This window comes from Actinoallomurus iriomotensis, assembly GCF_030269445.1.
GTDB lineage: Bacteria > Actinomycetota > Actinomycetes > Streptosporangiales > Streptosporangiaceae > Actinoallomurus > Actinoallomurus iriomotensis.
In genome coordinates, this window is record NZ_BSTJ01000018.1 from 1 (window position 1) to 23,075 (window position 23,075).

20 protein-coding genes are annotated in these 23,075 nt (G+C 72.6%); 7 read left to right on the forward strand and 13 right to left on the reverse strand.

Features of this window, described 5'->3' with window-relative positions:
- Positions 1-138: 138 nt before the first annotated feature.
- The 3 genes from QSK37_RS47075 to QSK37_RS47085 form a co-directional block, all read right to left on the reverse strand.
- Positions 139-1,224 (reverse strand): ATP-binding SpoIIE family protein phosphatase, encoded by a 1,086-nt coding sequence (locus QSK37_RS47075; protein ID WP_285582915.1) that lies wholly within the window; start codon positions 1,222-1,224, stop codon positions 139-141.
- Between the two features lie 148 nt (positions 1,225-1,372).
- Positions 1,373-2,974, reverse strand: coding sequence for a serine/threonine-protein kinase (locus QSK37_RS47080; RefSeq protein WP_285635370.1), 1,602 nt, complete (start codon positions 2,972-2,974; stop codon positions 1,373-1,375).
- Positions 2,975-3,028: 54 nt separating this feature from the next.
- On the reverse strand, positions 3,029-4,060 hold the full coding sequence (locus tag QSK37_RS47085; RefSeq protein WP_432705673.1) for a serine/threonine-protein kinase: 1,032 nt from the start codon (positions 4,058-4,060) through the stop codon (positions 3,029-3,031).
- 161 nt (positions 4,061-4,221) lie between these two features.
- On the opposite strand from QSK37_RS47085, the gene lysX reads away from it, so the two are divergent.
- Entirely contained in the window at positions 4,222-7,494 is a 3,273-nt protein-coding gene (gene lysX / locus QSK37_RS47090; RefSeq protein WP_285635376.1) for a bifunctional lysylphosphatidylglycerol synthetase/lysine--tRNA ligase LysX, read from the forward strand.
- Between the two features lie 48 nt (positions 7,495-7,542).
- Entirely contained in the window at positions 7,543-8,205 is a 663-nt protein-coding gene (locus QSK37_RS47095) for a hypothetical protein (RefSeq protein ID WP_285635379.1), read from the forward strand.
- A gap of 18 nt (positions 8,206-8,223) precedes the next feature.
- On the opposite strand, the gene QSK37_RS47100 is transcribed toward QSK37_RS47095, so the two are convergent.
- The gene (locus tag QSK37_RS47100; RefSeq protein ID WP_285635381.1) at positions 8,224-8,700 is read right to left on the reverse strand and encodes a CocE/NonD family hydrolase C-terminal non-catalytic domain-containing protein; all 477 of its coding nucleotides are present in this window, start codon (positions 8,698-8,700) and stop codon (positions 8,224-8,226) included.
- Positions 8,701-8,846: 146 nt separating this feature from the next.
- On the opposite strand from QSK37_RS47100, the gene QSK37_RS47105 reads away from it, so the two are divergent.
- On the forward strand, positions 8,847-10,190 hold the full coding sequence (locus QSK37_RS47105; RefSeq protein ID WP_285635384.1) for a chymotrypsin family serine protease: 1,344 nt from the start codon (positions 8,847-8,849) through the stop codon (positions 10,188-10,190).
- A gap of 7 nt (positions 10,191-10,197) precedes the next feature.
- Here the strand turns inward: QSK37_RS47105 and QSK37_RS51990 are convergent, their stop codons facing one another.
- Positions 10,198-11,217 carry a GNAT family N-acetyltransferase gene (locus QSK37_RS51990; protein ID WP_432705674.1) on the reverse strand — a complete coding sequence of 340 codons (1,020 nt, stop codon included), beginning with the start codon at positions 11,215-11,217 and terminating at the stop codon, positions 10,198-10,200.
- Here QSK37_RS51990 and QSK37_RS47120 point away from each other — a divergent pair.
- From QSK37_RS47120 to QSK37_RS47135, 4 genes are all read left to right on the forward strand, one after another.
- Positions 11,177-12,427 carry a TIGR02679 family protein gene (locus QSK37_RS47120; RefSeq protein WP_285635387.1) on the forward strand — a complete coding sequence of 417 codons (1,251 nt, stop codon included), beginning with the start codon at positions 11,177-11,179 and terminating at the stop codon, positions 12,425-12,427. The two genes, QSK37_RS51990 and QSK37_RS47120, sit on opposite strands and share 41 nt — an antisense overlap.
- A 48-nt stretch (positions 12,428-12,475) precedes the next feature.
- On the forward strand, positions 12,476-12,919 hold the full coding sequence (locus QSK37_RS47125; RefSeq protein WP_285635390.1) for a MarR family winged helix-turn-helix transcriptional regulator: 444 nt from the start codon (positions 12,476-12,478) through the stop codon (positions 12,917-12,919).
- Positions 12,920-12,933: 14 nt separating this feature from the next.
- Positions 12,934-13,794 carry a haloalkane dehalogenase gene (locus tag QSK37_RS47130; protein WP_285635392.1) on the forward strand — a complete coding sequence of 287 codons (861 nt, stop codon included), beginning with the start codon at positions 12,934-12,936 and terminating at the stop codon, positions 13,792-13,794.
- Positions 13,795-13,864: 70 nt separating this feature from the next.
- On the forward strand, positions 13,865-15,049 hold the full coding sequence (locus QSK37_RS47135) for a hypothetical protein (protein ID WP_285635395.1): 1,185 nt from the start codon (positions 13,865-13,867) through the stop codon (positions 15,047-15,049).
- A 3-nt stretch (positions 15,050-15,052) separates the two neighbouring features.
- On the opposite strand, the gene QSK37_RS47140 is transcribed toward QSK37_RS47135, so the two are convergent.
- Genes QSK37_RS47140 through QSK37_RS47175 form a run of 8 tightly spaced genes read right to left on the reverse strand, consistent with a single transcriptional unit; the run spans position 15,053 to position 23,074 of the window.
- A complete protein-coding gene (locus tag QSK37_RS47140; RefSeq protein ID WP_285635398.1) occupies positions 15,053-15,667 on the reverse strand; it encodes a LutC/YkgG family protein in 615 nt (204 codons plus the stop codon).
- Entirely contained in the window at positions 15,664-17,043 is a 1,380-nt protein-coding gene (locus tag QSK37_RS47145; protein ID WP_285635744.1) for a lactate utilization protein B, read from the reverse strand. The genes QSK37_RS47140 and QSK37_RS47145 overlap by 4 nt, the downstream gene beginning before the upstream one ends.
- A 14-nt stretch (positions 17,044-17,057) precedes the next feature.
- On the reverse strand, positions 17,058-17,759 hold the full coding sequence (locus tag QSK37_RS47150) for a (Fe-S)-binding protein (protein ID WP_285635401.1): 702 nt from the start codon (positions 17,757-17,759) through the stop codon (positions 17,058-17,060).
- Positions 17,760-17,763: 4 nt separating this feature from the next.
- A complete protein-coding gene (locus QSK37_RS47155) occupies positions 17,764-18,555 on the reverse strand; it encodes an amidohydrolase family protein (protein WP_285635404.1) in 792 nt (263 codons plus the stop codon).
- A 5-nt stretch (positions 18,556-18,560) separates the two neighbouring features.
- Entirely contained in the window at positions 18,561-19,478 is a 918-nt protein-coding gene (locus QSK37_RS47160) for an aldo/keto reductase (RefSeq protein WP_285635407.1), read from the reverse strand.
- Between the two features lie 2 nt (positions 19,479-19,480).
- Positions 19,481-20,494, reverse strand: a complete 1,014-nt coding sequence (locus QSK37_RS47165) for an ABC transporter permease (protein WP_285582935.1) — start codon at positions 20,492-20,494, stop codon at positions 19,481-19,483.
- Positions 20,481-22,031 carry a sugar ABC transporter ATP-binding protein gene (locus QSK37_RS47170; protein ID WP_285635410.1) on the reverse strand — a complete coding sequence of 517 codons (1,551 nt, stop codon included), beginning with the start codon at positions 22,029-22,031 and terminating at the stop codon, positions 20,481-20,483. The genes QSK37_RS47165 and QSK37_RS47170 overlap by 14 nt, the downstream gene beginning before the upstream one ends.
- On the reverse strand, positions 22,028-23,074 hold the full coding sequence (locus QSK37_RS47175) for a sugar ABC transporter substrate-binding protein (RefSeq protein WP_285635413.1): 1,047 nt from the start codon (positions 23,072-23,074) through the stop codon (positions 22,028-22,030). Before QSK37_RS47175 ends, QSK37_RS47170 begins: the two co-directional genes overlap by 4 nt.
- Position 23,075 lies beyond the last annotated feature (1 nt).

Here is a 23,075-nt window from a genome sequence, read left to right on the forward strand (position 1 = left end):
GACCGCGGCAATCCCGCGAACACCTCAGCCGCGAACTCCTCCAACCGCGACCGGACCGCGGTGATCTCCCCAGACCTCACACACGATCATCGCCACCAAGATCACAAACGTAACAAAGCACTACTAGGGCCTGTGGGGTCACAGGACGCGGAGGAGGAGCACCGCGAGATCGCCGGCGTACGACAGGTGTTCGGCCGCCGTCTCGGCGCTCAGGTCCGTACGGCCGGCGAGGAGGCGCGCCAGGCCGTCCGCACGCGTCCCGGCGCCGGGGCCCGGCTCGGTGTCCCCGTTGCCCTGGACGACCCCGTCGGCGCTCCCCTCGGTGACGCACAGCAGCGCGTCACCGGGGTCGAGGTCGACGGTGTGCTCCTCGAACCGGGTGTCGCGGACCGCCCCCAGGGACAGCTGCACGGCCGTCACCGAGGTCACCTCGCCCGACGAGCTCAGCCGCAGCGGCGCCGGGTGACCGGCGGAGACCAGCGTCACCCGCACGCCGGCGTCCCGGCGGCGTACGAGCTCACCGTGGACGAGGGTCATCAGCCGGCCGTGCACGCCCTCGCGGACGACGGCGTGGTTGAGGCGCGTGACGACGTCGGCGACGCCGTGGCCTTCGGCGGCGAGCAGGCGCAGGCCGTGCCGGGCGAGGCCGGTGACGGCGGCCGCCTCCGGGCCGGTGCCGCACGCGCCGCCGAGGGCGAAGCGCCAGCGGTCCGGCGCCGCCTCGAACACGTCGTACAGGCCGCCGTCGTACGTCTCGTCCCGTGGCCGGCGCACCAGGCTGTGCTCGACCCCCGGGATCCTCGGCAGGGCGTACGCCGGCGTCTCGGACGGCGGCGGCACGGCCCGCGTGCGCAGGCGGAACCAGACCGTCTTGGTCCCGGCGGCGTACGACACGCCCCACTCGGCGGCGAGCATGACGGGCATGAGGAGCCCGCGGCCGCTGACGCGGTCCGGGTCGTCGCCCGCGCCCGGCGCGGGCAGCACGTGCGTCGCGTCGCCGTCGACGACCTCGATCTGCACCGACGCGCAGGCGGCCCGGCACACCACCTCGAACGGGGTGCGCGCGTGGATGACGGCGTTGGTGGCCAGCTCGCTGGTCAGCAGGACCGCGTCGTCGATCGCGTCATCGGCGCCCCACCCGATGAGCGTCTCCCGGACGAACCGGCGTGCCTGCGCGACTGCGGTCCGGTCCGCCGGGTAGGCCGCCCGCACAATGGGATGCACGGGAGCTCCCTTCGCGAGATGTGCCGCTCGGTCGACGTCTCTCGCTCCCCATCGTGACAGAACGCGGGCCACCGATTACACATTGTGAGGAAAACAAGAGGCGCAGGACCGCCGGGACCGCGCCGCCGGTCACCCAGAGTGACGAAGGTCAGTCCCCAGCGGGCTGAAATGACCCGAATACCTTGTTCATGACCTGGGAGTGCTGCCCCCACTGGCCCTCCGGGGCGGCGACGAGGATGGCGTACTGCCGTCCGTTCGCGGTGAACCCGCGGTCGACCGCCCGCATGGTGCCGTGGTCGGCGGTCGTCCAGGTGTACTCCAGGTCGCTGGCGGGCCAGCCACGCGGGGAGAAACGGCCGCCGAGGCGGATCTCGCGGAAGTTGGGCAGGACGTGCTTGGCCTGCACCTCTTGCTCGAAGATGTGCCAGTGCTCGACGGGGTCCTCGACGCCCCAGGGGATCGCGTCGACCTGGATGTAGGCGCCGGTGGACGGGTCCTTCCACAGCGCCGACGAGGTGCCGCGCGGCTGGTGGGTCCAGCCGTCGGGCACGGCGATCGAGGAGCCCACCGGGCCGGCGGAACGGTGGTATCCGGCCGGCACGGTCGCGCTGGGCGTCGGCGTGGGTGTGGGCGCCGGAGTCGTCGGAGTCGTCGGCTTGGGGGTGGGCGACGGTTTCGTGCCGCCCGCGGAATGGTGCGTGATGAGCACGACAGCGGCGGCCACCGCCACCACCAGCACGGCCGCCACGACGATCAGCCACGTCTTCGAGCGTCCGCTCGCGGGGCCGGGCACGGGCCCGCCGAACGCGTGCCGGGTCGCGTCGCCGTTCTGGGCCGCGGGGTCCGCCGGCGTCGGCAGGGACACGCGAACCGTGGAGCCGGGGCCGTCGCGCCGCGTCTCGCCGGAGGCGTGCGTCTCGCCACGCGCGGCGCGCGCCAGGTCGGCCGCCGCCTGGTCGGCCGTCATCCGCTCGGTCGGCTCCTTGGCCAGCAGGCCCACGAGGACGGGCGTGAGCGGCCCCGCGTAGCGCGGCGGCGGGGCCTGCTCGTGCAGCACGGAGGCCAGCGCCGCCATCGCGTCGACGCGGTCGTGCGGGCTGCGGCCCTCGCAGGCGGCGTAGAGCGTGGCGCCGAGCGCCCACAGGTCGGAGGCCGGGCTCGCCCCCTCGCCGCGGGCGCGCTCGGGCGCGATGTAGGCGGGAGAGCCGAGGACCAGGCCGGTCTGGGTGAGCGTGGCGTCGCCCGACACCCGGGCGATGCCGAAGTCGGTGATCACGACGCGGTTGGTGCCGTCCGGGCCGGCGTCGAGCAGCACGTTGGCGGGCTTGACGTCACGGTGCAGCACCCCGGACGCGTGCGCCACCCGCAGCGCGGCGAGCATCTGCGACCCGATGTCGGCCACCTTCGCGGCCGGCAGCCGGCCGTCGTCGTCGATGACCTCCTGGAGCGACCGCGCGCGCACGAGCTCCATGACGATCCACGGGCGGTCGTCCTCCTCGACCACGTCGTGGACGGTCACGATGCCGGGGTGGGACAGCCGGGCCGCCGACCGGGCCTCGCGCAGGGTGCGCTCGACCAGCACCTCGCGGTCGGAGTCCGTCAACCCCGGCGGAAATATCACCTCTTTGACCGCGACCTCGCGGTGCAGCAGGTCATCGTGTGCGCGCCACACCCGGCCCATGCCACCACGACCGACCTGGCCCAGCAGTCGATAGCGGCGCGCGAGCACCGAACCCTCCCCGAACGGCATAGCTGAGGACCATACCGACCGTCGGTGACGGTTCGGCCGTGTTGACCGCGTAATTCAGCTAAATGTCGCGAAAAAGAACACGCCAAAAAGGACAAGCAGCACTGCGGCGACGATAACGATCGAGCGGATCGGATACGGCGACGCGCCGATCTGCGCGCCCGGATCCGGCGCCGTCACCGCCGCCGTCGGCGGCTCGGCCTCCTCATCGACGTCGTCGGCGTGCGCCTCGGCCGGCGAGGGCTCCGCGTCCTTCACGGCGCTCAGGACGCTCGGCGGCAGCCGCCGGGTGGCCCCGTCGGGCGCGTCCGCGGGCGGATCGTCGGGCTCGGCCTCGGCGTCACCGGCCAGGACGCGGTCGAGCATCACCGCGACCTCGTCGACGGTCAGGCGCTGAGCCGGGTCCTTGCGCAGCAGGCCCTCGATGACGGGGCGCAGCGGACCGGCGTTCGGCGCCGGCTCGGGATCGTCGGTGAGCACGGCCACCAGGCTCGCCATCGCGTCCGGGCGCTCGAACGGCGACTTGCCCTCGACCGCGGCGTACATCGTGACGCCGAGCGACCAGAGATCCGAGGCGGGCACGGCGACGCGCCCGCGCGCCCGCTCGGGCGCGATGTAGGCCGGGGAACCGATGAGCATGCCCGTCTGGGTGAGCGTCGCGTCGCTCTGCGCCCGCGCGATCCCGAAGTCGGTGAGGACCGCTCGGGAGCCGCCGACGAGGACGTTGCTCGGCTTGACGTCACGGTGCAGGATCCCCGCCTCGTGCGCGACGCGCAGCGCGCCGGCCATCTGACGCCCGATCTCGGCGACACGCCGGGGCGGCAGCGGGCCGTCCTTCTTGATCTGCTCGTGCAGCGAACGGGCGCGGATCAGCTCCATGACGATCCAGGGCCGGCCGTCCTCCTCGACCACGTCATAGACCGTGACGACGCCCGGGTGGCTCAGCCGCGCAGCGGTCCTCGCCTCCCGGAACGTGCGCTTGTGCTGAACCTCGCGCTCTTCGTCGGAGAAGCCGTGCGGGAGGATCACTTCCTTGACCGCGACGTCACGGCCGAGAACCTCGTCCCGGGCATGCCAGACGGTTCCCATGCCACCGCGGCCTACCTCGGTGAGCAGGCGATAACGCTGCGCAAGAAGGGGGTTTTCCGGCATAGTTCGCCCACGATACCCACCGCGAGGCCTCCGTTGGCCTGACGCTCACCCAATCACCGGTACAAAGAAAGAATATGGCGCGCGACCTCAGGAGCGAGATGACGACGAAGGCGGCGGGCGCGGGACGGCCATGGGCTCGGCGGGTCGTCGAGGCCGTCCCGAACGTCCTGTTCTGGTACCTCCGCGTCTCCGGAATCCTTTCCGTCCTGGCCTGGTTCTCCTACGGCCTGATCGAGTGGATGTTCAACGTCTGGGTACTCCGCTCCATCAATTACTTCGGCTGGTACCCGAGCCTCCCGTACGGTCTGCTGCTGATCCTCGTGTCCGTCGGCGTCCGGCGCCGGAAGAAGGCCGCCTGGCGGATCAGCGTCGTGCTGTTCCTGCTGTTCTTCGCGGTGTGGGCGCTGGCCGGGCTGTCGGATTGGGGCGGGTGGGGCGAGCTCGTCACGGCGGGCGCCTTCGGCCTCGTCGTCGCGCTGCTCGTCGCGGCCCGCCAGGAGTTCTACGCGCTGCCGGACCGCGCCAACCGGCGCCTCGCGCTCGTCGTCTTCTCGGTGCTCCTGGTCGTCGGCGGCGTGATCGGCACCAACCTCGTCTTCCTCACCGACCGCGACCCGCGCGGCGCCGCCTGGACCCACCTGGTCTACGCCGGGCTGCAGACCCTCCTCGGCGCCGGCGACAACGGCTGGGACCTCAACGTCGACGTCCCGGTCTGGGTCGACGGCATCCTCGGCATCCTCGGCAGCGGCCTGCTCGTGATCACGGTCTGGGCGCTGTTCCGGCCCGGCCAGCGGCTCGCCGTGCTCACGCCCGACGAGGAACTGCCGGCCCGCGCCCTCCTGGCCGAATGGGGCGAGCGCGACTCGCTCGGCTACTTCGCCCTCCGCCGCGACAAGGACGTGATCCTCTCGCCGAACGGCCGGGCCGCCATCGCGTACCGGGTCGAGGGCTCGGTCAGCCTCGCCAGCGGCGACCCGCTCGGCGATCCGGAGTCCTGGGACGCGGCGATCAGCGCCTGGCTCGCCGAGTGCCGGGCGCACGCGTGGATCCCCGGCGTGCTGGGCGCCAGCGAGCGCGCCGCGGCCGCCTTCGGGCGCTGCGGGCTGGACGCCCTCGAACTGGGCGACGAGGCCATCCTGGACCTGCGCGAGTTCAACCTCGAGGGCCGCGACATGCGCCAGGTGCGCCAGGCCGTACGCCGGGTCGAGCGTGCCGGTTACACCGTGCGGATCCGGCGGCACGGCGCGATCGACCGTGAGGAGATGGCCGAGCTGGTCGCGGACGCCGACCGGTGGCGTGACGGGCACACCGAGCGCGGGTTCTCGATGGCGCTCGGCCGCCTGGGCGACCCGACCGACGAGCGCTGCGTCATGGTGGAGGCGTTCGACGGCGCCGGGGCGCGGCGCGGGCTGCTGAGCTTCGTGCCGTGGGGCCGGCCCGGCCTCTCCCTCGACCTCATGCGCCGCGACCGCGACGCCGAGAACGGCCTCAACGAGTTCATGGTGGCCAAGCTCGCGGAGAACGCCGCCGCGGTCGGCGTCACGCGTGTCTCGCTGAACTTCGCCATGCTGCGGTCGGTGTTCGAGCGGGGCTCGGCGATCGGCGCCGGGCCGATCTCACGGCTGCTGTACCGGCTGCTGTCGGTGGCCTCGAAATTCTGGCAGCTCGAGTCGCTGTTCCTGGCCAACGCCAAGTACAACCCGGTCTGGACGCCGCGGTTCATGTGCTTCCCGCAGAGCCGCGACCTGGTCCGCATCGGGCTCGCCGCCGCGCGGGCCGAGGGGTTCCTGCCGACGCTGTTCAAGCCGCGGCTGGACACGCCCTCGCCGTCGCCCACGCTGGTCGGGAAGATCAAGCAGATCGAGGAGGCCGCGGACGCCGCCCGGCTGCCCGCGCGCCGCCTGTCGGAGCAGGAGCGCGTACGCCACGACAAGCTCGACCGCATGCGCGAGGCGGGCATCGACCCGTACCCGCTGGGCTTCGAGCGCACCGCCACGGCGGCCGAGGTGCGCGAGCGGTTCGGCGCCCTCGCGCCGGACACCCACACGGGCGAGACCGTGGCGATCGCGGGCCGGGTCGTGCTGGCGCGCGAACACGGAAAGCTGATCTTCGTACGGCTGCGCGACGAGTCGGGCGACATCCAGCTCATGCTGGCCGCCGACTCCGTCGACATCGAGGCGCTGCGGCAGTGGAAGCAGCTCATCGACCTCGGCGACCAGGTCGGCGTGCGCGGTGAGGTGATCACCTCGCGTACCGGCGAGCTGTCGGTGCTGGTCTCCTCCTGGCGGCTCACCGCCAAGTGCCTGCATCCGCTGCCCGCGACGCACGCCTCCAACGCGCTGAACGAGGAGTCACGGGTCCGCCAGCGGTACGTCGACCTGATCGTCAACGACGACGCGCGGCGGATGCTGCGCCTTCGCGGCGACGTCGTGACCTCGCTCCGCGACTCGCTGCGCGAACGCGGCTATCTCGAGGTCGAGACGCCGATGCTCCAGCCGGTGCACGGCGGCGCGGCCGCCCGGCCGTTCACGACCCGGATGAACGCCTACAACCTGGACCTCTTCCTGCGCATCGCGCCCGAGCTGTACCTCAAGCGGCTGCTCGTCGGCGGCATCGGCAAGGTCTTCGAGATCAACCGGAACTTCCGCAACGAGGGCGTCTCGGTTCGGCACAACCCCGAGTTCACGATGCTGGAGGCCTACGAGCCGTACGGCGACTACAACACCATGGCGGCGCTGACCCGCGAACTGGTCCTCGCGGCGGCGCGCGCGGGCATCGGCGGCACCGTCGTGGTACGCGACGGGGTGGAGTACGACCTCGCCGAGCCCTGGCGGGAGATCACCGTGTACGAGTCGGTGTCGGAGGCCCTCGGCGAGCAGGTCACGCCGACCACGTCACTGCGCACGCTGCAGAAACACGCCGACCGGGTCGGCCTGAGCCATGATCCCGAGTGGGACCAGGGGAAGCTGACGCAGGAGCTGTTCGAGACGCTGGTGGAGTCCACGTTGCGGGCGCCCACCTTCGTCCGCGACTACCCGGCCGCCACCTCGCCGCTGACCCGGCCGCACCGCGACACGCCGGGACTGGCCGAAAAGTGGGACCTGATCGTGTTCGGCCTCGAGCTCGGCACGGCGTACTCCGAGCTGATCGACCCCATCGTCCAGCGGCGCAACCTCACCGAGCAGTCGCTTCTGGCCGCCGGCGGCGATCCGGAGGCGATGGACCTCGACCAGGACTTCCTGCGCGCCCTGGAGTACGGCATGCCGCCCGCCGGCGGCATGGGCATGGGCGTCGACCGGCTGATCATGACGCTCACCGGCCGTAACATCCGCGACACCATCGCGTTCCCCCTGACTCGGCCGGGATCCTGAGGTTCGACCGCACGCAGCACGGCCCGGACGCCACTACAGTCGTCAGGCGTGAGTGACTCTGAGCGAAACGTCACACCGACGCCGGCCGCCGACCTGGACGGCTACGACGACCTCGAAGACTTCGACGCCGACGGATTCCTGCAGGAGTGGCAGGAGGCCGACCGCACCGCGGTGGAGCTGATCCGCGAGGCGCTGCCGGACGTCGTCGAGGCCACCGCGCCGCAGGAGGCGCTGGCCACGGCGGTCCAGCGCGTCCGCGAGCACCTGACCGACTGGCCGTACCGCCACCTCGCCTCGGCCGCCGACTGGGGCCGCCGGCTCCCGGCCGACGACGAGACCCTCTGGGTCCAGGCCGCCGGCGCGCTCGTGTCGATGCACGGCGAGTCCGGGCTGGGCAGCCACGAGGAGAGCTCGCTGATGGCCCTCCAGCACGCCGACTGGGCCGGCGCGATCATCGGCCTGGCCCGGGCGGGCGTGGGCACGCGTGCCTGGCCGGGAGACCTGTTCGAGCTGGCCGACAAGTGCCCGGAGATCGAGGGCTCCTACGAGGACGACGACCGTGAGCCGATCGAGTTCGCGTTCGAGCTGATGGTGCCGATCTGGGAGGCCCTGGGCGCGCTCGACGAACACCGCCGCCTGACACCTCTGGGCCGCTGGGGCCTGCCCCGGGCCCTCGCCTGGGCATGGGACGGTTCCCTGGACGAGGAGTAACCCGGCCCCGCCCGGGGGCTACGTCGACGGCTGCAGCGGCACCTCCAGCGCGGACGCCGCGCCACCACCGCGCTGGACGCTGTAGACGCCGCCCACCCGACGCCCGATCTGCGCGAGGTCGGGCAGGAGGTGCGGCACGTCCGCGGTGGACAGCGTCACCCGCAGCGAGGGGCCCTCGGCGATCGTGGCGAACGTCGGGAAGATCTCGATGTCGTAACGGGTGACCGCGCCGGGCACGACCGGCCTCGCGGACGTGTTCGTGTACGGGTGGTACGGCATCAGATCGTGCCCGTCGCCGCCGGTCCAGCTCCTGGCCGCGTCCACGGCGCGGAACGACCCCAGCAGCGCGCCCTCGGTCAGCGGCCGCGCGGTCCCGTCCGGTGAGACGTCTTCGATCTCCGCCGCGGACTCGGTGTCCGTGGTGGTCGCGCGGGCGTACACGGCCGCGTCCGGCGGGCCGGAGGCGCCGGCCACCACGACTCCCGCGCACCGCACCGGCGGCTCCGGCCTATCGCCCCATTACCGGCATCGCGCAGCGACACGCGCCCCACCAGCGCGTTTGTGCTCCGCAGGACGTTGGTCATCGCTTTTACTCATCGGGCGTCGCACTCGACCGTGAAGCCGTGAAGGGGAGAAGGCCGATGATCACAAGCACCCGCCGCGCGGGGGTCCGCGCCGTTTCTTCGGCCGGACTCGCCCTGGCGCTCCCGGCGTTCCTCGCGTCCGGCTGCGCACCCGCCGGCCGGACCGTGGACGCCCCGGTTCCGGCGGGGATCCGCGAGTCCGTCGGCTATCTCACCGCGGCGTACCACGTCAGCGCGGCCGACGCGATGAGGCGGCTGCGGCTGGCCGCGGCCGGTGACGGCCTGATCCGGCGGCTCTCGGCCGCGCTGCCCGACGAGTACGCGGGCGCGCGGATCGATCAGCGCGACGGCGGCGTCCTGGTCGTGGCGGCCACCCGGCCGGCCCGGGCCCGCCGGGTCGTCCACGGGCTGGAGCACCACGACGAGATCAAGGTCGTGCCGGCCGCGTACTCGCTGCGCGACCTGGCGCGCGTCCGCGACCGCGCCGCCGCCCTGACCGGCAGGGAGGCGTACGCCCAGGTGAACGAGGCGTCGAACCGGGTCGAGGTGTGGACCGCCCACCGGGCCCGCGTCACGCGCGCGCTGACCGGGCTCGGCCCCGTCGTGGTCCGTACGGAGCCGGAGGAGACCCTGACCGAGTGCTCGGTCTTCGAATGCGACCCGCCGATGCGCGCCGGGATCTCGATCGGGATCGGCAAGAAGAGCGGACGGCGCCTGGACTACTGCTCCTCCGCCTTCAACCTCAAGGACGACGACGGCGGCCTCTACACGACCACCGCCGGCCACTGCTTCACCGAGTTGGAGCGGAAGGGAAAGAAGCCCGCCACGATCGTCAGCGCGAAGGACCACGCGATCATCGGCGACATCAAGAACGACCGCTCCGTCTACGCGAACACCCGCACCCCTCGCCTCGACTACGCGTTCGCCCGGGTGACGGATCCGGGCATGTGGTTCCCGTCCGGCCACTCGAAGAACGCGCTCTACTTCAAGTGCAGCGCCGAACCGCAGCCGAAGAAGTGCAAGACGCGCAATGAGGACCCCACCTTCAAGATCACCGGCATCAAGCCGTACGGCGGCATGATCAAGGGCGACGTGGTCTGCATGGCCGGAGCCAGCCCGCGCATCGGCGACGTCAAGCCGGGCACCCGCTGCGGCGAGATCACCGACAAGCCGGCCGGGGGCATCCAGACCAACATCTGCGCCAAGAGCGGTGACAGCGGATCACCGCTGTTCGACCAGTCCACGCACAAGGCGTACGGCATCGAGAGCGCGGTGGAGGGCGACGACACCGGCCCGTGCGTCAAGGCCGAGGACCAGAAGACGTACTACACGCCGCTTTCCGAGGCCCTCGCCGCGGCGCACGCCGCGAAGGGCAGAACCTACGAGCTGATCGCCGACTGATGAGACCTCAGGGCAGCGGCGGGGCCTTGCGGGCCGTGCCGCGGTAGGTCTCCGGGTCGTAGCGGCGTTCGCTCTCATCCAGTTTGGCGTGGGCGGCCTGGATGAGGTCGACGCCCAGGGTGTCGGCCAGGCGGACCAGGTAGGTCATCACGTCGGCCAGCTCCCCGCGTACGCGGGCGCCGGCCGCCGGGTCGGTCATCACCGCGGCCGACTCCTCCGGGGTCAGCCACTGGAACTCCGCCAGGAGCTCGCCCGCCTCCCCCGCCACGGCCATGGCGAGGTTCTTCGGCGTGTGGAACGGCTCCCACTCCCGGTCCGCCGCGAACTCCCGCAGGCGGGCGGCGAGGTCGTCGATCGGCGTCCCCGCCCGCAGGTCCTTCTCGTAGATCATCACGTCACAGGGTGTGGCCAGCAGCGGCGCGAGGTGCGGGTGGGAGTCCTCCATCGTGCCCTTGCCGGCCACCACGTAGCCGAGACGGCCGTACCAGGCCGCCAGGAACTCCTTCGACGGGTGCGGCCGCTCCCGCGGCACGAGGAGTTCGAGCCGCATGCGGCCCGCGCCCTGTGCGCGGGCACGGCGTTCGGCGAAGCGTACGAGCTCCCGGCCCACGCCGAGGCCACGATGGCGCGGGTCGGCGGCGAGCAGCCCGAACTCGCTCGTCGCGGGGTCGAGCCGGTGGACGCGGACGCAGCCGGTGATCCGGCCGTCGAGGCGCGCCACGGCGATCTCGCCGGCGCGGACGAGCCCGGCGAGCTCCCGCTCGGTCGTCCGGACGGCGCCGTCGGCCCACAGGCCCTTCTCCGACTCCGCGTACACCTCGTTGACCAGGCCGGTGAGCGCGGTGACGATGGCGTCGTCGTCGGCCGCGGCGGGTGCCAGGGGCCGGATCTGGTGTCGTGCCGCGATGGTCGCCTCCCGTGGTCCGGGTTCGATGGTGCCACGGAACCGGCGACTGGCGGACGCGGACCCTGGGTACGGACGCGGCGTGGACGACGAGGCTCGGGACGCGGCCGCAGCCGGCGGCACGGAACCGGGCGACGACACACCGTCGCCTCGCGGACCTGCGGGGCTGGACGAGCTGCGCGGCGACGAGTGGCGGCGGCTGCTCGCCGCGGCACGCCGCAGGCTCGCCAAGACCGGCGGCGAGGTGACCGGCTCGGTCACGCTCGCCTACCCCTCCGACGCCGAGTCCCGTGTGGTCACGCGGATCACCGGGCGGCGGGAGTCCTCCCGGCGAGCCGTCGTGTCGCTGCGCGAGCTGGACGGGGCGCTGCGCCGAGCGTACGGCGCGGGGCTGTGCCGTGTGCTCGCGTGGCTGGACGGTCCCGGCCGGCCCGAGGACGTACGGGCGGCGCTGGCGGCGGCGATGCGCTGCCGGCACGCGGCGGAGGGCTGGTTCGCGGCCTGGCTCGGCGCGCTGACCCGCGACGGCACGGTCGGGCGGCTGGTCCGGCAGGGGCGGGGCGACCTGCCCGGCTGGGCGGCGGCGGTGCTCGACCGGCTGCCCGCGCGTGACGTACCGCTGCCGGTGCTCGCCGAGTGGGCGACCGGCGACGCCGCCGCGCTGTCCGGCACGCCGCTGGCGAGCCTGGTGATGCGGGCTCTCGTGCTCTGGCAGGGCGCGCCGCCGCCGGCCGGTCGCGAGGACGAACGCCGGATCTGGCGCGACGCCGGGGTGGTCCCCGACGACCTGGCCAGCCAGGTGCTCGTCCTCGGCCTGCGGGCGCGGGAGGAGCACACCGTCGCCCGGTGGCTGGACGACGCCGCCGCGGCGGGCATGCCGTTCCGGCTGACTCTGCAGCAGCTGATGGCCGCCCCGGTGACCCCGCGCGACCGCCTGATCTTCGTCTGCGAGAGTCCCGCGGTGGTGCGCGCGGCGGCGGAGCCGGGCGGCGCGGGCGCCGCGCTGGTCTGCACGGAGGGCCGGCCGTCGGCGGCCTGCGACCGGCTGCTCGGCGCCGCGGAGGGCGCCCGGATCCACTGGCGGAACGACTTCGACTGGCCGGGCGTCCGCATGACCGCCGCCGCGACGGAGCGGTACGCCGCGACGCCGTGGCGGATGGGCGCCGGGGACTACGCCGACGCCCTGGCGGCCGGCGGCGGGGAGCCCCTCGCGGGCAGCCGGACGACGACCCCCTGGGACCCCGGGCTGGCGGACGCGATGGCCCGCGAACGCCGCGCCGCCCGCGAGGAGTGGCTGCTCCCGGCCCTGCTCTCCGACCTGCGGTCGTCGTGACGGCCTAATTAGTAGCCATGGCTACTATAGCCATGTACAGTATCGGCCATGACGTCCGAAGGACCCACGCCCGGCTACCTGGTCTGGCGGCTCTCCATCCGGTGGCGGGTCGCGGTCGACCGCGCGCTGGCCCCCCTGGGGCTGACGCACGCCCAGTACGTCCTGCTCGCCTCGCTGTACGGCAGAGAGCGAGCCGGAGCGCGGCCCAGCCAGCGCGAACTGGCCGACCACACCGGCCTGGAGGCGCTCTACATCTCCAAGCTGGCCCGCGCGCTGGAGGCCGACGGCCTGATCGAGCGCGCCCGCGACCCGGGCGACACGCGCACCGTACGGCTCAGCCTCACCGCTCGCGGCCGGGAGGCCGTCACCCCCGCCATCGGCACCGTCCAGGCGCTGCTGGACCGGCTCCTGCGACCGCTGGGCGGCCGGGACGCTCCGCGCGCGGCACAGTTCGTCCGCGACCTGGAGACCCTGCTGGACGCCCCACTCTGACGAGAGGACCCCTCATGCCCGAGATCAACGTGCTCGACTCGACCATCCACTACGAAGACTCCGGTGCCGGGGAGACGACGTTCGTGTTCCTCCACGGCAACCCCGGCTCCTCACACCTGTGGCGCAAGGTGCTGCCCGCCGTGGGCGGCGGCCGGCTGCTCGCTCCCGACCTGATCGGGATGGGCCGCTCCGGCAAGCCCGACATCCCCTATCTCTTCGCCGACCACGCCCGCTACCTCGACGCCTGGTTCGACGCCCTCGGCCTGGATCGCGTCGTCCTCGTCGGCCACGACTGGGGCGGCGCGCTCGCCTTCGACCACGCGGCGCGGCATCCCGGGCGGGTCGCCGGCCTGGCGTTCTTCGAGAGCATCGTCAAGCCGATGGCCTGGGAGGATCTCTCCCCGCAGGCACGGCAGCGCTCGGAGACCATCCGCACCCCCGGCAAGGGCGAGGAACTGGTGCTCGACCAGAACCTCTTCGTCCGCCAGGCGTTCACCGGCGGCGTCCTCAACCCGGTGAGCGAGGAGGACCTGGCGCGCTACCTCGCCCCGTACCCGACCCGCGAGAGCCGCCGGCCGATCCTCGCCTGGGCCCGCCAGATGCCGCTCGGCGGAGAACCGGCCGAGCTGGTGTCCCGCATCGAGGCGTACGACAGGTGGCTGGCGACCAGCCCGGACGTGCCCAAGCTGCTCATGACCTTCGAAGGCTCCCCCACCCTGCTGATCGGCGAGGACATGGCGGGCTGGTGCGCGGACACCATCGCCGCCCTGGAGACCGTCCACTGCGGCAAGGCGGGCCACCACGCCGCCGAGGACCGCCCGGAGGAGATCGCCCTGGCCCTGTCCGCCTGGGCCGACCGCCACGGGCTGCGCTGACCGGTTCGATGCCACGGCCGTCACATTGGTAACGTGACGGCCGGGCAGCCCACGGGAAGGACATGGCGTTTTGACCGTACGGCCGGACGGACCGGGGCTCTCGCGGCGCCGGCTGCTCGGTCTGGCCGGAGCCGCCGGTCTCGCGTCGGGGTGCGCCTCCCGGAAGGAGGGCTCCGCCGCTCCCTCACCGGCGGCGCGCGGCGTCCTCGCGGCGAACGTCAACGGGACCCTCGGCAGCGTGAACCTCGCCGCGTTGCGGGACGTGTCGGCGACATGGCTGCGGGGTTTCTTCCCGATGCCCGAAGCCGACCGGAGCGACCCGGCCGGACAGCCCGCGATCCGGAACCTGCTGACGGCCGGCGAACGCGGCTACGGCACCGTCCTGTCGCTGAAGTTCCCTTACAACCACCGGCCCCTCCCGTCGCCCGGTGGGTCCGCCATGAACACCGAACTCGGGCGCCTGGACAGGCTGCTCCCGGCCGTGATGAACAAGGTCGACATCCTGGCCGTCGGCAATGAGCCGTTCATCGAGAGCCGTGTCGAGGACCACGGCCGTCTGAACGCCTTCTACCAGGCGCTCGCCCGGCACGTCATCGACCACCGGAACCGGCACTTCGGCGCGCGGTGCAGGACCCGGATCTACATGGGGGCGCTCAACCACCTCGAGCGGCCGGCCTGGCGCACACCCGCGACCGATCGCTGGATGGAGTTCGTGCGCGGCACCCCGGCCGTCGACGGCGTCGACATCCATCCGCACCTGCCCGCCCCTCAGGCCGGCCGGGCCTACCTCGACTACGTCCTCCCTCGCATGCGCGCCGACCAGAGCTTCCTGGCCACCGAGTTCTCCCTGGTCCTGTTCTGGAAGAAGCACCTGAGCGACGCCGCCCCGCCGGAGTTCACCCGCCGCTACGGCATGCGGCCGGGCATCCCGGTGTGGCAGGTCATCCGCCAGGCCGTCGCCCGCCCGTTCCCGCAGCGGAAATGGAACGATTTCCTGCTGGCGTGTCCGTGGTTCGCCGAAAACAAGAATTTCCTGTCCGACCAGGTCACGAGATTCCGCGCGACGGGACGGCTCGCGGTGGCCGCCTACGGCATGGCCCAGGACTCCGCCATGGCGAAGGACTTCGGCCCCGAGTCGACGCCGTGGCTCCTCAACAGCCTCCTTTGCCCGTACACGGTCCAGCCCGACGAGAACGGAAAAATCGGAGAGAACCGGACCTGGGCCGACGAGTTCCGCGCGCTGCAGACCGGCTGAGCGTCACACGATGAGGACTTCGAGGGTTCTCGGGCCGTGGACGCCCTCGACGCGGTTCAGCTCGATGTCGCTGGTCGCGGAAGGACCGCTGATCCAGGTCAGCGGGCGGGACGGGTCAAGGCGTCCGACCGCCTCTGGGACGGTGCGGACGATCTGGTCGCGGCGCACCACGCACAGGTGGTAGTCCGGCACCAGGGTCAGCGCGCGGCGGCCCTGGTCCGGGCCGGCGTCCAGGACGATGGTGCCGGTCTCGGCGATGGCCACGGCGCAACCGGTCAGCACGCCGTCCAGGCTGTCCAGCTCCACGTTCGGCAGCGGCGGGTCGTCGTGGACCGCCTCGACGGAGCGGAGCCACGCGTCCGGCACGCCCGGAGGTACGGCCAGCCGCCGCGCCTCCCGGCGGGTCAGCGCCTCCGCCACGGCCGCCGCGACGTCGGAAACCTCGTGCACCTGCGCCCGGTAGTCGGTCAGCCGGTCCACCAGCAGCTCGACCACGTCCACGCCGGTCCGCGAGCGCTCGTACTCGCGCGGCACCGGCACGTCGCCGGGATTCTCCTCGCGTGGGACGTCCGACAGGGCCGAACGTACGCGGGCCAGGATGCGGTCGCGAGAGCTCATCGGTTCGCCGCCCACCACTGCCTGAATGATTCTTTCGGCGGCCGGGGCACGTCCCGGGTGTCGGACCAGGCCGACAGCGGGCCGGGAAGACGGCGCGGCGTCCAGCGGCGCAGGCGGCCCGCCGAGCGCTGCGTCACCGACAGCCACCGCGGGGAGTTCAGCACCCGCCGGGCCGCGCCCATCGCGACCCGCTGCCCGACGTGCCCGTGCGCGACCACCTTGGAGCGCAGGTCGAGCAGCACCTCCGGGATGTTGATCGCCACCGGGCACACCTCGTAGCAGGCTCCGCACAGCGTCGAGGCGTACGGCAGCGACTCCTCCAGAGGGCTCGCCATGCCGCGCAGCTGCGGCGTCAGGATCGTGCCGATCGGGCCGGGGTAGACCGACCCGTACGCGTGGCCGCCCGCGCGCTCGTACACCGGGCAGACGTTGAGGCACGCCGAGCAGCGGATGCACCGCAGCGCCTGCCGCCCCACCTCGTCGGCGAGCACCGACGTGCGCCCGTTGTCGAGGAGTACGAGGTGGAACGTCTGGCCCTCGGTGGCGCCGGTCCACGTCGAGGTGTAAGGGTTCATCCGCTCGCCGGTGGACGAGCGCGGCAGCAACTGCATGAACACCTCGAGGTCGCGCCACGTCGGCACGATCTTCTCGATGCCGACCACCGAGATCAGCGTCTCGGGGAGCGTGAGGCACATCCGCCCGTTCCCCTCCGACTCCAGCACCACGAGGGTGCCCGTCTCGGCGACGGCGAAGTTGGCCCCAGAGATGCCGACCTTCGCGGACAGGAAGCGCTCGCGCAGGTGCAGCCGGGCCGCCTCGGCGAGCGCGCGCGGGTCGTCCGCCAGGCCCGCCGGCGCCGGCCGTCCCCACGCCGCCATCTTCGACAGGAAGATCTCGCGGATCTCCGAGCGGCTGCGGTGGATCGCGGGGACGAGGATGTGGGAGGGCAGGTCGTCGCCGAGCTGCACGATCAGCTCCGCGAGGTCGGTCTCGTACGCCCGGATGCCCGCCGCCTCCAGCGCCTCGTTCAGGCCGATCTCCTGGGTGGCCATCGACTTGACCTTGACGACCTCGGTCTCGCCGGTGGCCTTCACCAGGCCGGTGACGATGCGGTTGGCCTCGGCGGCGTCGGCGGCCCAGTGCACGGTGCCGCCCGCCTCCGTCACCGCGGTCTCCAGCCGCTCCAGGTACACGTCCAGATGCCGGAGCGTACGGTCCTTGATCGCGGCGCCCGCCGCGCGCAGGGCGGCCCAGTCGGGCTGCTCGCCGACGACGGCGGCCCGCTTGGCGCGGATCGTATGGGTGGCCTTGCGCAGGTTGTACCGCAGCTGCGCGTCCGACACGGCCGCCGACGACGCCTCGGGAAAAGCGGGCATCCCCACAAAGGTGTTCACGAGGCCTCCTCGGTGGCGGCGAGGATCTCCGCGAGGTGCATCACGCGGACGCCCGTACGCTGCCGCGACAGCGCGCCGCCGATGTGCATCAGGCAGGAGTTGTCGGCCGCGCAGAGCACCTCGGCGCCGGTGTCGAGGACGCCGCGCACCTTGTCGGAGCACATCGCGGCCGAGACGGCGGGGTTCTTCAGCGCGAACGTCCCGCCGAAGCCGCAGCACTCCTCCGCCCCGCCGAGCGGCACGAGCGTCAGCCCGCGCACCGAGGCCAGCAGGTCCAGCGGACGCGACCCGACCTTCAGCGAGCGCAGCGAGTGGCAGGTGGGGTGGTACGTGACGGTGTGCGGGAAGTACGCGCCGACGTCGGTCACGCCGAGCACGTCGACGATGAACTCCGTCAGCTCGAACACCCCGCCGGGCGGTGTGACCCCGAGCGAGGGGTACCACTCGCGCACCATCGCCGCGCACGAGCCGGACGGCACGACGACGGCCTCGTAACCGCCGAACGTCGAGACGAAACGCCGGGCCATCGGCCGCGCGTCGTCGCGGTAGCCGGTGTTGAAGTGCATCTGGCCACAGCACGTCTGGCCGGCCGGGAAGTCGACCTCACAGCCGAGCCGCTCCAGCAGGCGCACGACCGCCTTCCCCGTCTCGGGGAACAGCGTGTCGTTGACGCAGGTGAGAAAGAGCGCGACGCGCATGAGATCAACCTAGCCGGTAGACGCGGCGGGCGGTTCCGCCCATGACCTCGGCCGCCTCGTCGGCCGAGATCACCTCCTCGACCAGGGCGGTCACCTGGGCGGGCGTGGCCGCCAATGTGCACACCGGCCAGTCGGAGCCGTACATCGTCCGGCTCGGGCCGAACGCGGCCAGCACGTGACGCGCGTACGGCAGGATGTCGGCCGGCTCCCAGCCCGGTGCCGCCTCGGTGACCAGGCCGGACAGTTTGACGGTGACGTTCGGCAGGGCCGCCATCTCGGCGATCCAGCCCGCCCACGGCTCCCACATGCCATGCGCGATGTCCGGTTTTCCGGCGTGGTCGAGGACGAAGGACACCTCCGGCAGCCGGCGCGCCACGGCGAGGGCCGCGGCCGCCTGCGGCGGTCTGACCAGCAGGTCGTAGACGAGCCCGGCGGCGCCGACGGCCGCGATGCCGCGCATCACCGGCGGGCGGGTCAGCCACTCGGGGTCCGGCTCGTCCTGCGCCAGGTGCCGGACGCCGACGAGCGGCCCGGCGGCCTTCAGCTCCGCGAGACGCTCGGCCACGTCCGGCGCGGTCAGGTCGGTCCAGCCGACGACGCCCGCCACGGGCGCGGCGAGGAGCTCACGGGTCTCGGCCTCGTCCGCCACCGCCTGCACGACGACGCTCCGCGCGGCCGGGACGGCCTCGGCGTAGCGGGCGAGGTCGAAGCGTCCGCGGATGGGGTCCGCCCACGGCCCGTCCATCCAGGAGTAGTCCCGTACGGCCGTGTCCCACAGGTGGTGATGCGCGTCCACAGCAATCAAAGTTCGTCCCAGAGGGCGTCGGGGATGTCGAGTTCGAGCAGGTCGGCGTTGTCGTCGACCTCGGCGGCGGACCGGCAGCCGGCCAGCACGGACGCCACGGCCGGATGCCGCAGCGGGAACCGCAGGGCGGCCGCGCGCAGCGGCACCCCGTACCCGGCACAGACCTCCTCCAGCCGGGCCACCCGCGCCCGCACCTCGGGCGGGGCCGGGTGGTAGTCGTACCGGGTGCCGCCCGCGAGCAGCCCGGTGTTGTAGACGCCGCCGACCACGACCGACGTGCCGCGGCGCTCGCAGGCGGGCAGCAGGTCCTCCAGCGCCGACCGGTCCAGGAGTGTGTAGCGGCCGGCGCACAGGACCACGTCGAGGTCGAGGCGTTCGACGAACCGGGTCAGCATCGCGGACTGGTTCATGCCCGCTCCGATGGCGCGGACGACGCCCTCCTCACGGAGCGCCGCCAGCGCCGGGTACGCCGAGGCGTACACCTCCTCCTCGTGGTCGTCGGGGTCGTGCAGGAAGACGACGTCCACGTGGTCGACCCCGAGACGCTCCAGCGACCCGCACAGCGACCGCCGGACGCCCTCGGCGCTCCAGTCCCAGACGCGGCGCAGCGGCGGCGGGTCGGCGAATCCCTCCGGCTCCGGCGGCTCGCCGGGACCCAGCGGGACGAGCAGCCGCCCGACCTTCGTGGAGATCACACAGTCGCCGGGCAGGGCGGCGCCGAGCCGGCGTTCGCTCCGCCCGGCGCCGTAGTGCGGCGCGGTGTCGAAGTACCGGATCCCCCGCTCGTACGCCCGCCGTACGGTCGCGGTGGCCTCGGCGTCGGAGACCCCCTGGTACAGGCCGGCGATCCCGGCACCGCCGAGGCCCAAGGCGCTGACCTCGACCGTCGTGTCACCGAGTCGGCGCTGTTCCATCGCTACTCCTGCGCCTGGCCCGACGTGATCCGGCTGATGATCAGGGCGATCAGGATGATCGCGCCGTTCAGCGCGTTGATCCACTGGGCCGGGACACCGGCCAGGGTCAGCACGTTCTGGATCATGTAGAGCAGCAGGATGCCGGTGAAGGCGCCGAAGACCGTGCCGCGCCCGCCGTTCAGCGACACGCCGCCGATGACCGCCGCCGCGAACACCGTGAAGATCGCGCCGTTGCCCTGGCTGGCGGCGACCGACGCGAGACGGCCGGTGAGGAGCAGGCCGCCGAGCGCGGCGAGCACGCTGCCGAGCACGAGCGTGGACCACAGCACCCTGTCGACCCGGATGCCGGCCGCGCGCGATGCGTCGGCGTTGCCGCCGACGGCGTACAGCGACCGGCCGAACCGCGTGTAGCCGGTCACCACGATCGCGACGGCGTACAGGATCAGGCAGATCCAGACCGAGGCCGGCAGGCCGATCCACACGGCGTTGCCCAGGTAGATCATCGAGCTCGGCAGGTTGAAGAACGTCTTGCCGCCGGTGATGCCGGTGAGCAGGCCCCGCAGCACGATGAGCATGCCGAGCGTGACGATGAAGCCGTTGAGGCGGAACCGCACGATCAGCAGGCCGTTCACCGTGCCGATGACCGCGCCGACGACCAGCGTCAGCGGGATCGACCAGGCGCCGGACAGCCAGCCGAGGCCGTGGGCGACGCCGGGCGCGAGCGTCAGCCACGCCGCGATGCCCGGCGCGAGGCCGAATGTCGACTCCAGCGACAGGTCCATCCGCCCGCAGATCAGCACGAGCGCCTCGGCCAGTACCAGCAGCGAGATCTCCGACTGCTGCTGCAGCACGTTGACGAGGTTGTCCCAGTGCAGGAACACCGGGCTGACGAAGTAGCCGACGATCGCGATCACGATGATCGCCGGCACCAGCGCGAGGTCACGTAGGCGCGCCAGCCGGGGCGCGGCGATCCGGCTCCCGGCCGGTGCGGCGACGACCGTCTCAGTTTCCGTCACGGATGCCCTCCATTGCGGCGATCAGCTCGTGGTCGGCCCAGCCCCGGGGCATCTCGGTGACGATCTCGCCCTTGAACAGGACGATCACCCGGTCGCACGGCCGCAGGTCGTCGAGGTCGTCGGAGACGACGAGCACGCCGGCGCCGTGCGCGGCGGCGTCCGAGGCCGCGCCGAGCAGCGTCTCCTTGGCCCGTACGTCGACGCCGGCGGTCGGCTGGAGCAGCACCAGCGCCGTCGGGTCGCCCGCGAGCGCGCGGGCCATGACGACCTTCTGCTGGTTCCCGCCGGACAGTGCGGCGACGGGCTGCCCGGGGCCGGCCGCCTTGATGGTCAGCCGCTCGATCGCCTCGGCGCCGAGCCGGTCGCGCCGCCGCGCGCCGACGAACCCGAACCGGCCGAGCCGCTCGGGCACGGTCAGCGTGGCGTTCTCGGCGATGGACAGCTCCGGGACGAGGCCCTCGCGGTGGCGGTCCTGCGGGACGAACCCGGCGCCGGCCCGCAGCGCGGCGGGCACGCTGCCCGGCCGGGGCCGTACGCCGCCGATCTCGACGGTGCCGGACCCGGCGCGGCGCAGGCCGACGATGGCCTCGCCGACGGCCATCTTCCCCGAGCCGCCGGACCCGGCCAGCCCGACGATCTCGCCGGCCGCGACCGTCAGGGACACGTCGTGGAAGGCGCCCGGCAGGCCGAGGCCGTCGACCCGCAGCGCCGGTGTGGCGCCCTCCGGCGGGGCCGGGCGTTCGGCGGGCGGCTCGATCAGGCCGGTCGCCTCTCCGGTCATCGCGGCGACGAGCGCCGGCTTGTCCAGCTCGGCCACGGGCGAGGTGACGATGTGGCGCGCGTCGCGCATCACCGTGACGGTGTCGCACACCTCGTACACCTCGTCGAGGTGGTGGCTGATGAACAGGAACGTCACCCCGGCCTCGCGCAGCGACCGCATGCGGGTGAACAGCCGCTCGATCGCGCTGCCGTCGAGCTGCGCGGTCGGCTCGTCCAGGATGATGAAGCGGGAGCCGTGCGACAGCGCCCGCGCGATCTCCACGAGCTGGCGGTGTTCGACGCTGAGCCGCTCGGCCGGGGCCCGTACGTCGACGTCGACCTCCCAGGCGTCGAGGAGCTCGCGGGCCCGGCGGCGCAGCCCGCCCCAGGAGATCAGCCCCGACCCCTGCCTGTTCAAGCCCTGCCTATTCAAGAAAAGGTTCTCGGCGACGGACAACGAGGGGATGACGGTGGACCGCTGGTAGACGCAGGCGACACGGCTTCGCCACGCCTCGCGGTCGGCCACCGGCGGCGCGGGCTCGCCGCCGAACTCCACCGATCCGGAGTCCGGCGGCACCAGGCCGGTCAGGACCGACACGAGCGTCGACTTGCCCGCGCCGTTGCGGCCGACGAGCGCGTGCACCTGCCCGCCGGTCACCTCCAGCGACACCTCATCCAGCGCGACGGTCACTCCGAACCGCTTGCTGATCGCGTGTGCCGCCGCGACCGGCCGTGTCGTCTCCGCACGGCCGGCCGGGGCGCCTTCGGGAGCCGTCATTTGATCTGGTTGCCCCAGAGCGAGGGGTCGGTGGACTTCAGCGAGCCCGGGTAGGACCCGTCCTTGGTGACCAGCGGCGCGGGCAGCTGGTCCTCCAGCACGCCGGGCCGCGGCGCGACGATCGTCGAGCCGTGGTCGGTCTTGCCGGGGGCGAACTTCTGCCCGGCGATGGCGGCCTTCACGTAGAACAGCGCGTACTTGGCGTACAGGTCGGCGGGCTGGGACACGGTCGCGTCGATCTGCCCGGCGGCGATCGCCTTCATCTCCTCGGGGATGCCGTCATTGGAGATGATCGCGATGTGCTTGGGGTCGCCCGGCGGGACCAGCAGGCCCTTCTGCTTGAGCACGTTCAGCGTGGGGGCGAGGAACGCGCCGCCGGCCTGCATGTAGATCCCGTTGATGTCGGGGTTCGCGGCGAGCGCGGTCTGCAGCTTGTTCGCCCCGACGTCGCCCTTCCACTCGGTGGGCAGGCCGATGACCTTGATGTTCTTGTAGTTCTGCGCCATGCACTGGTTGAAGGCGTCGGTACGGTCGCGGCCGTTGATCGAGGCCAGGTCGCCCTCCAGCATGGCGACCTTGCCCTTGCCCTTCAGCGTGTCGCCGAGGAACTTGCAGGCCTTCTGCCCGTACGCCACGTTGTCGGCGCGGACGACCATGTACACGTCGCCCTTGTCGGGCCGGGTGTCGACGCTGACGACGGGGATCTTCTTCTGCTTGAGCTGGCTGAGGGTGGGGGCGACCGCGGCGGTGTCCTGCGGGGCGAGGACGACGCCCTTCACCCCCTGGCCGATGAGCGTCTGGACGTTGGCGGTGAGCTTGGCGATGTCGTTCTCGGAGTTGGTCGTCTTCAGGTCGAGGCCGAGCTGCTTGCCGAACTGCGGAACGTACTTGATGTAGGAGTTCCAGAAGTCGGTGTCCGAGCGGGGGTAGTCGACTCCGACGATCTTGCCGCCTCCGCCGCCACCACTGTTGTCGTTGCAGGCCGACACCAGCAACGCGGCGGCGGCGAGCGAGGCGCAGGCCGCGAGGGTCTTCCGCTTCATC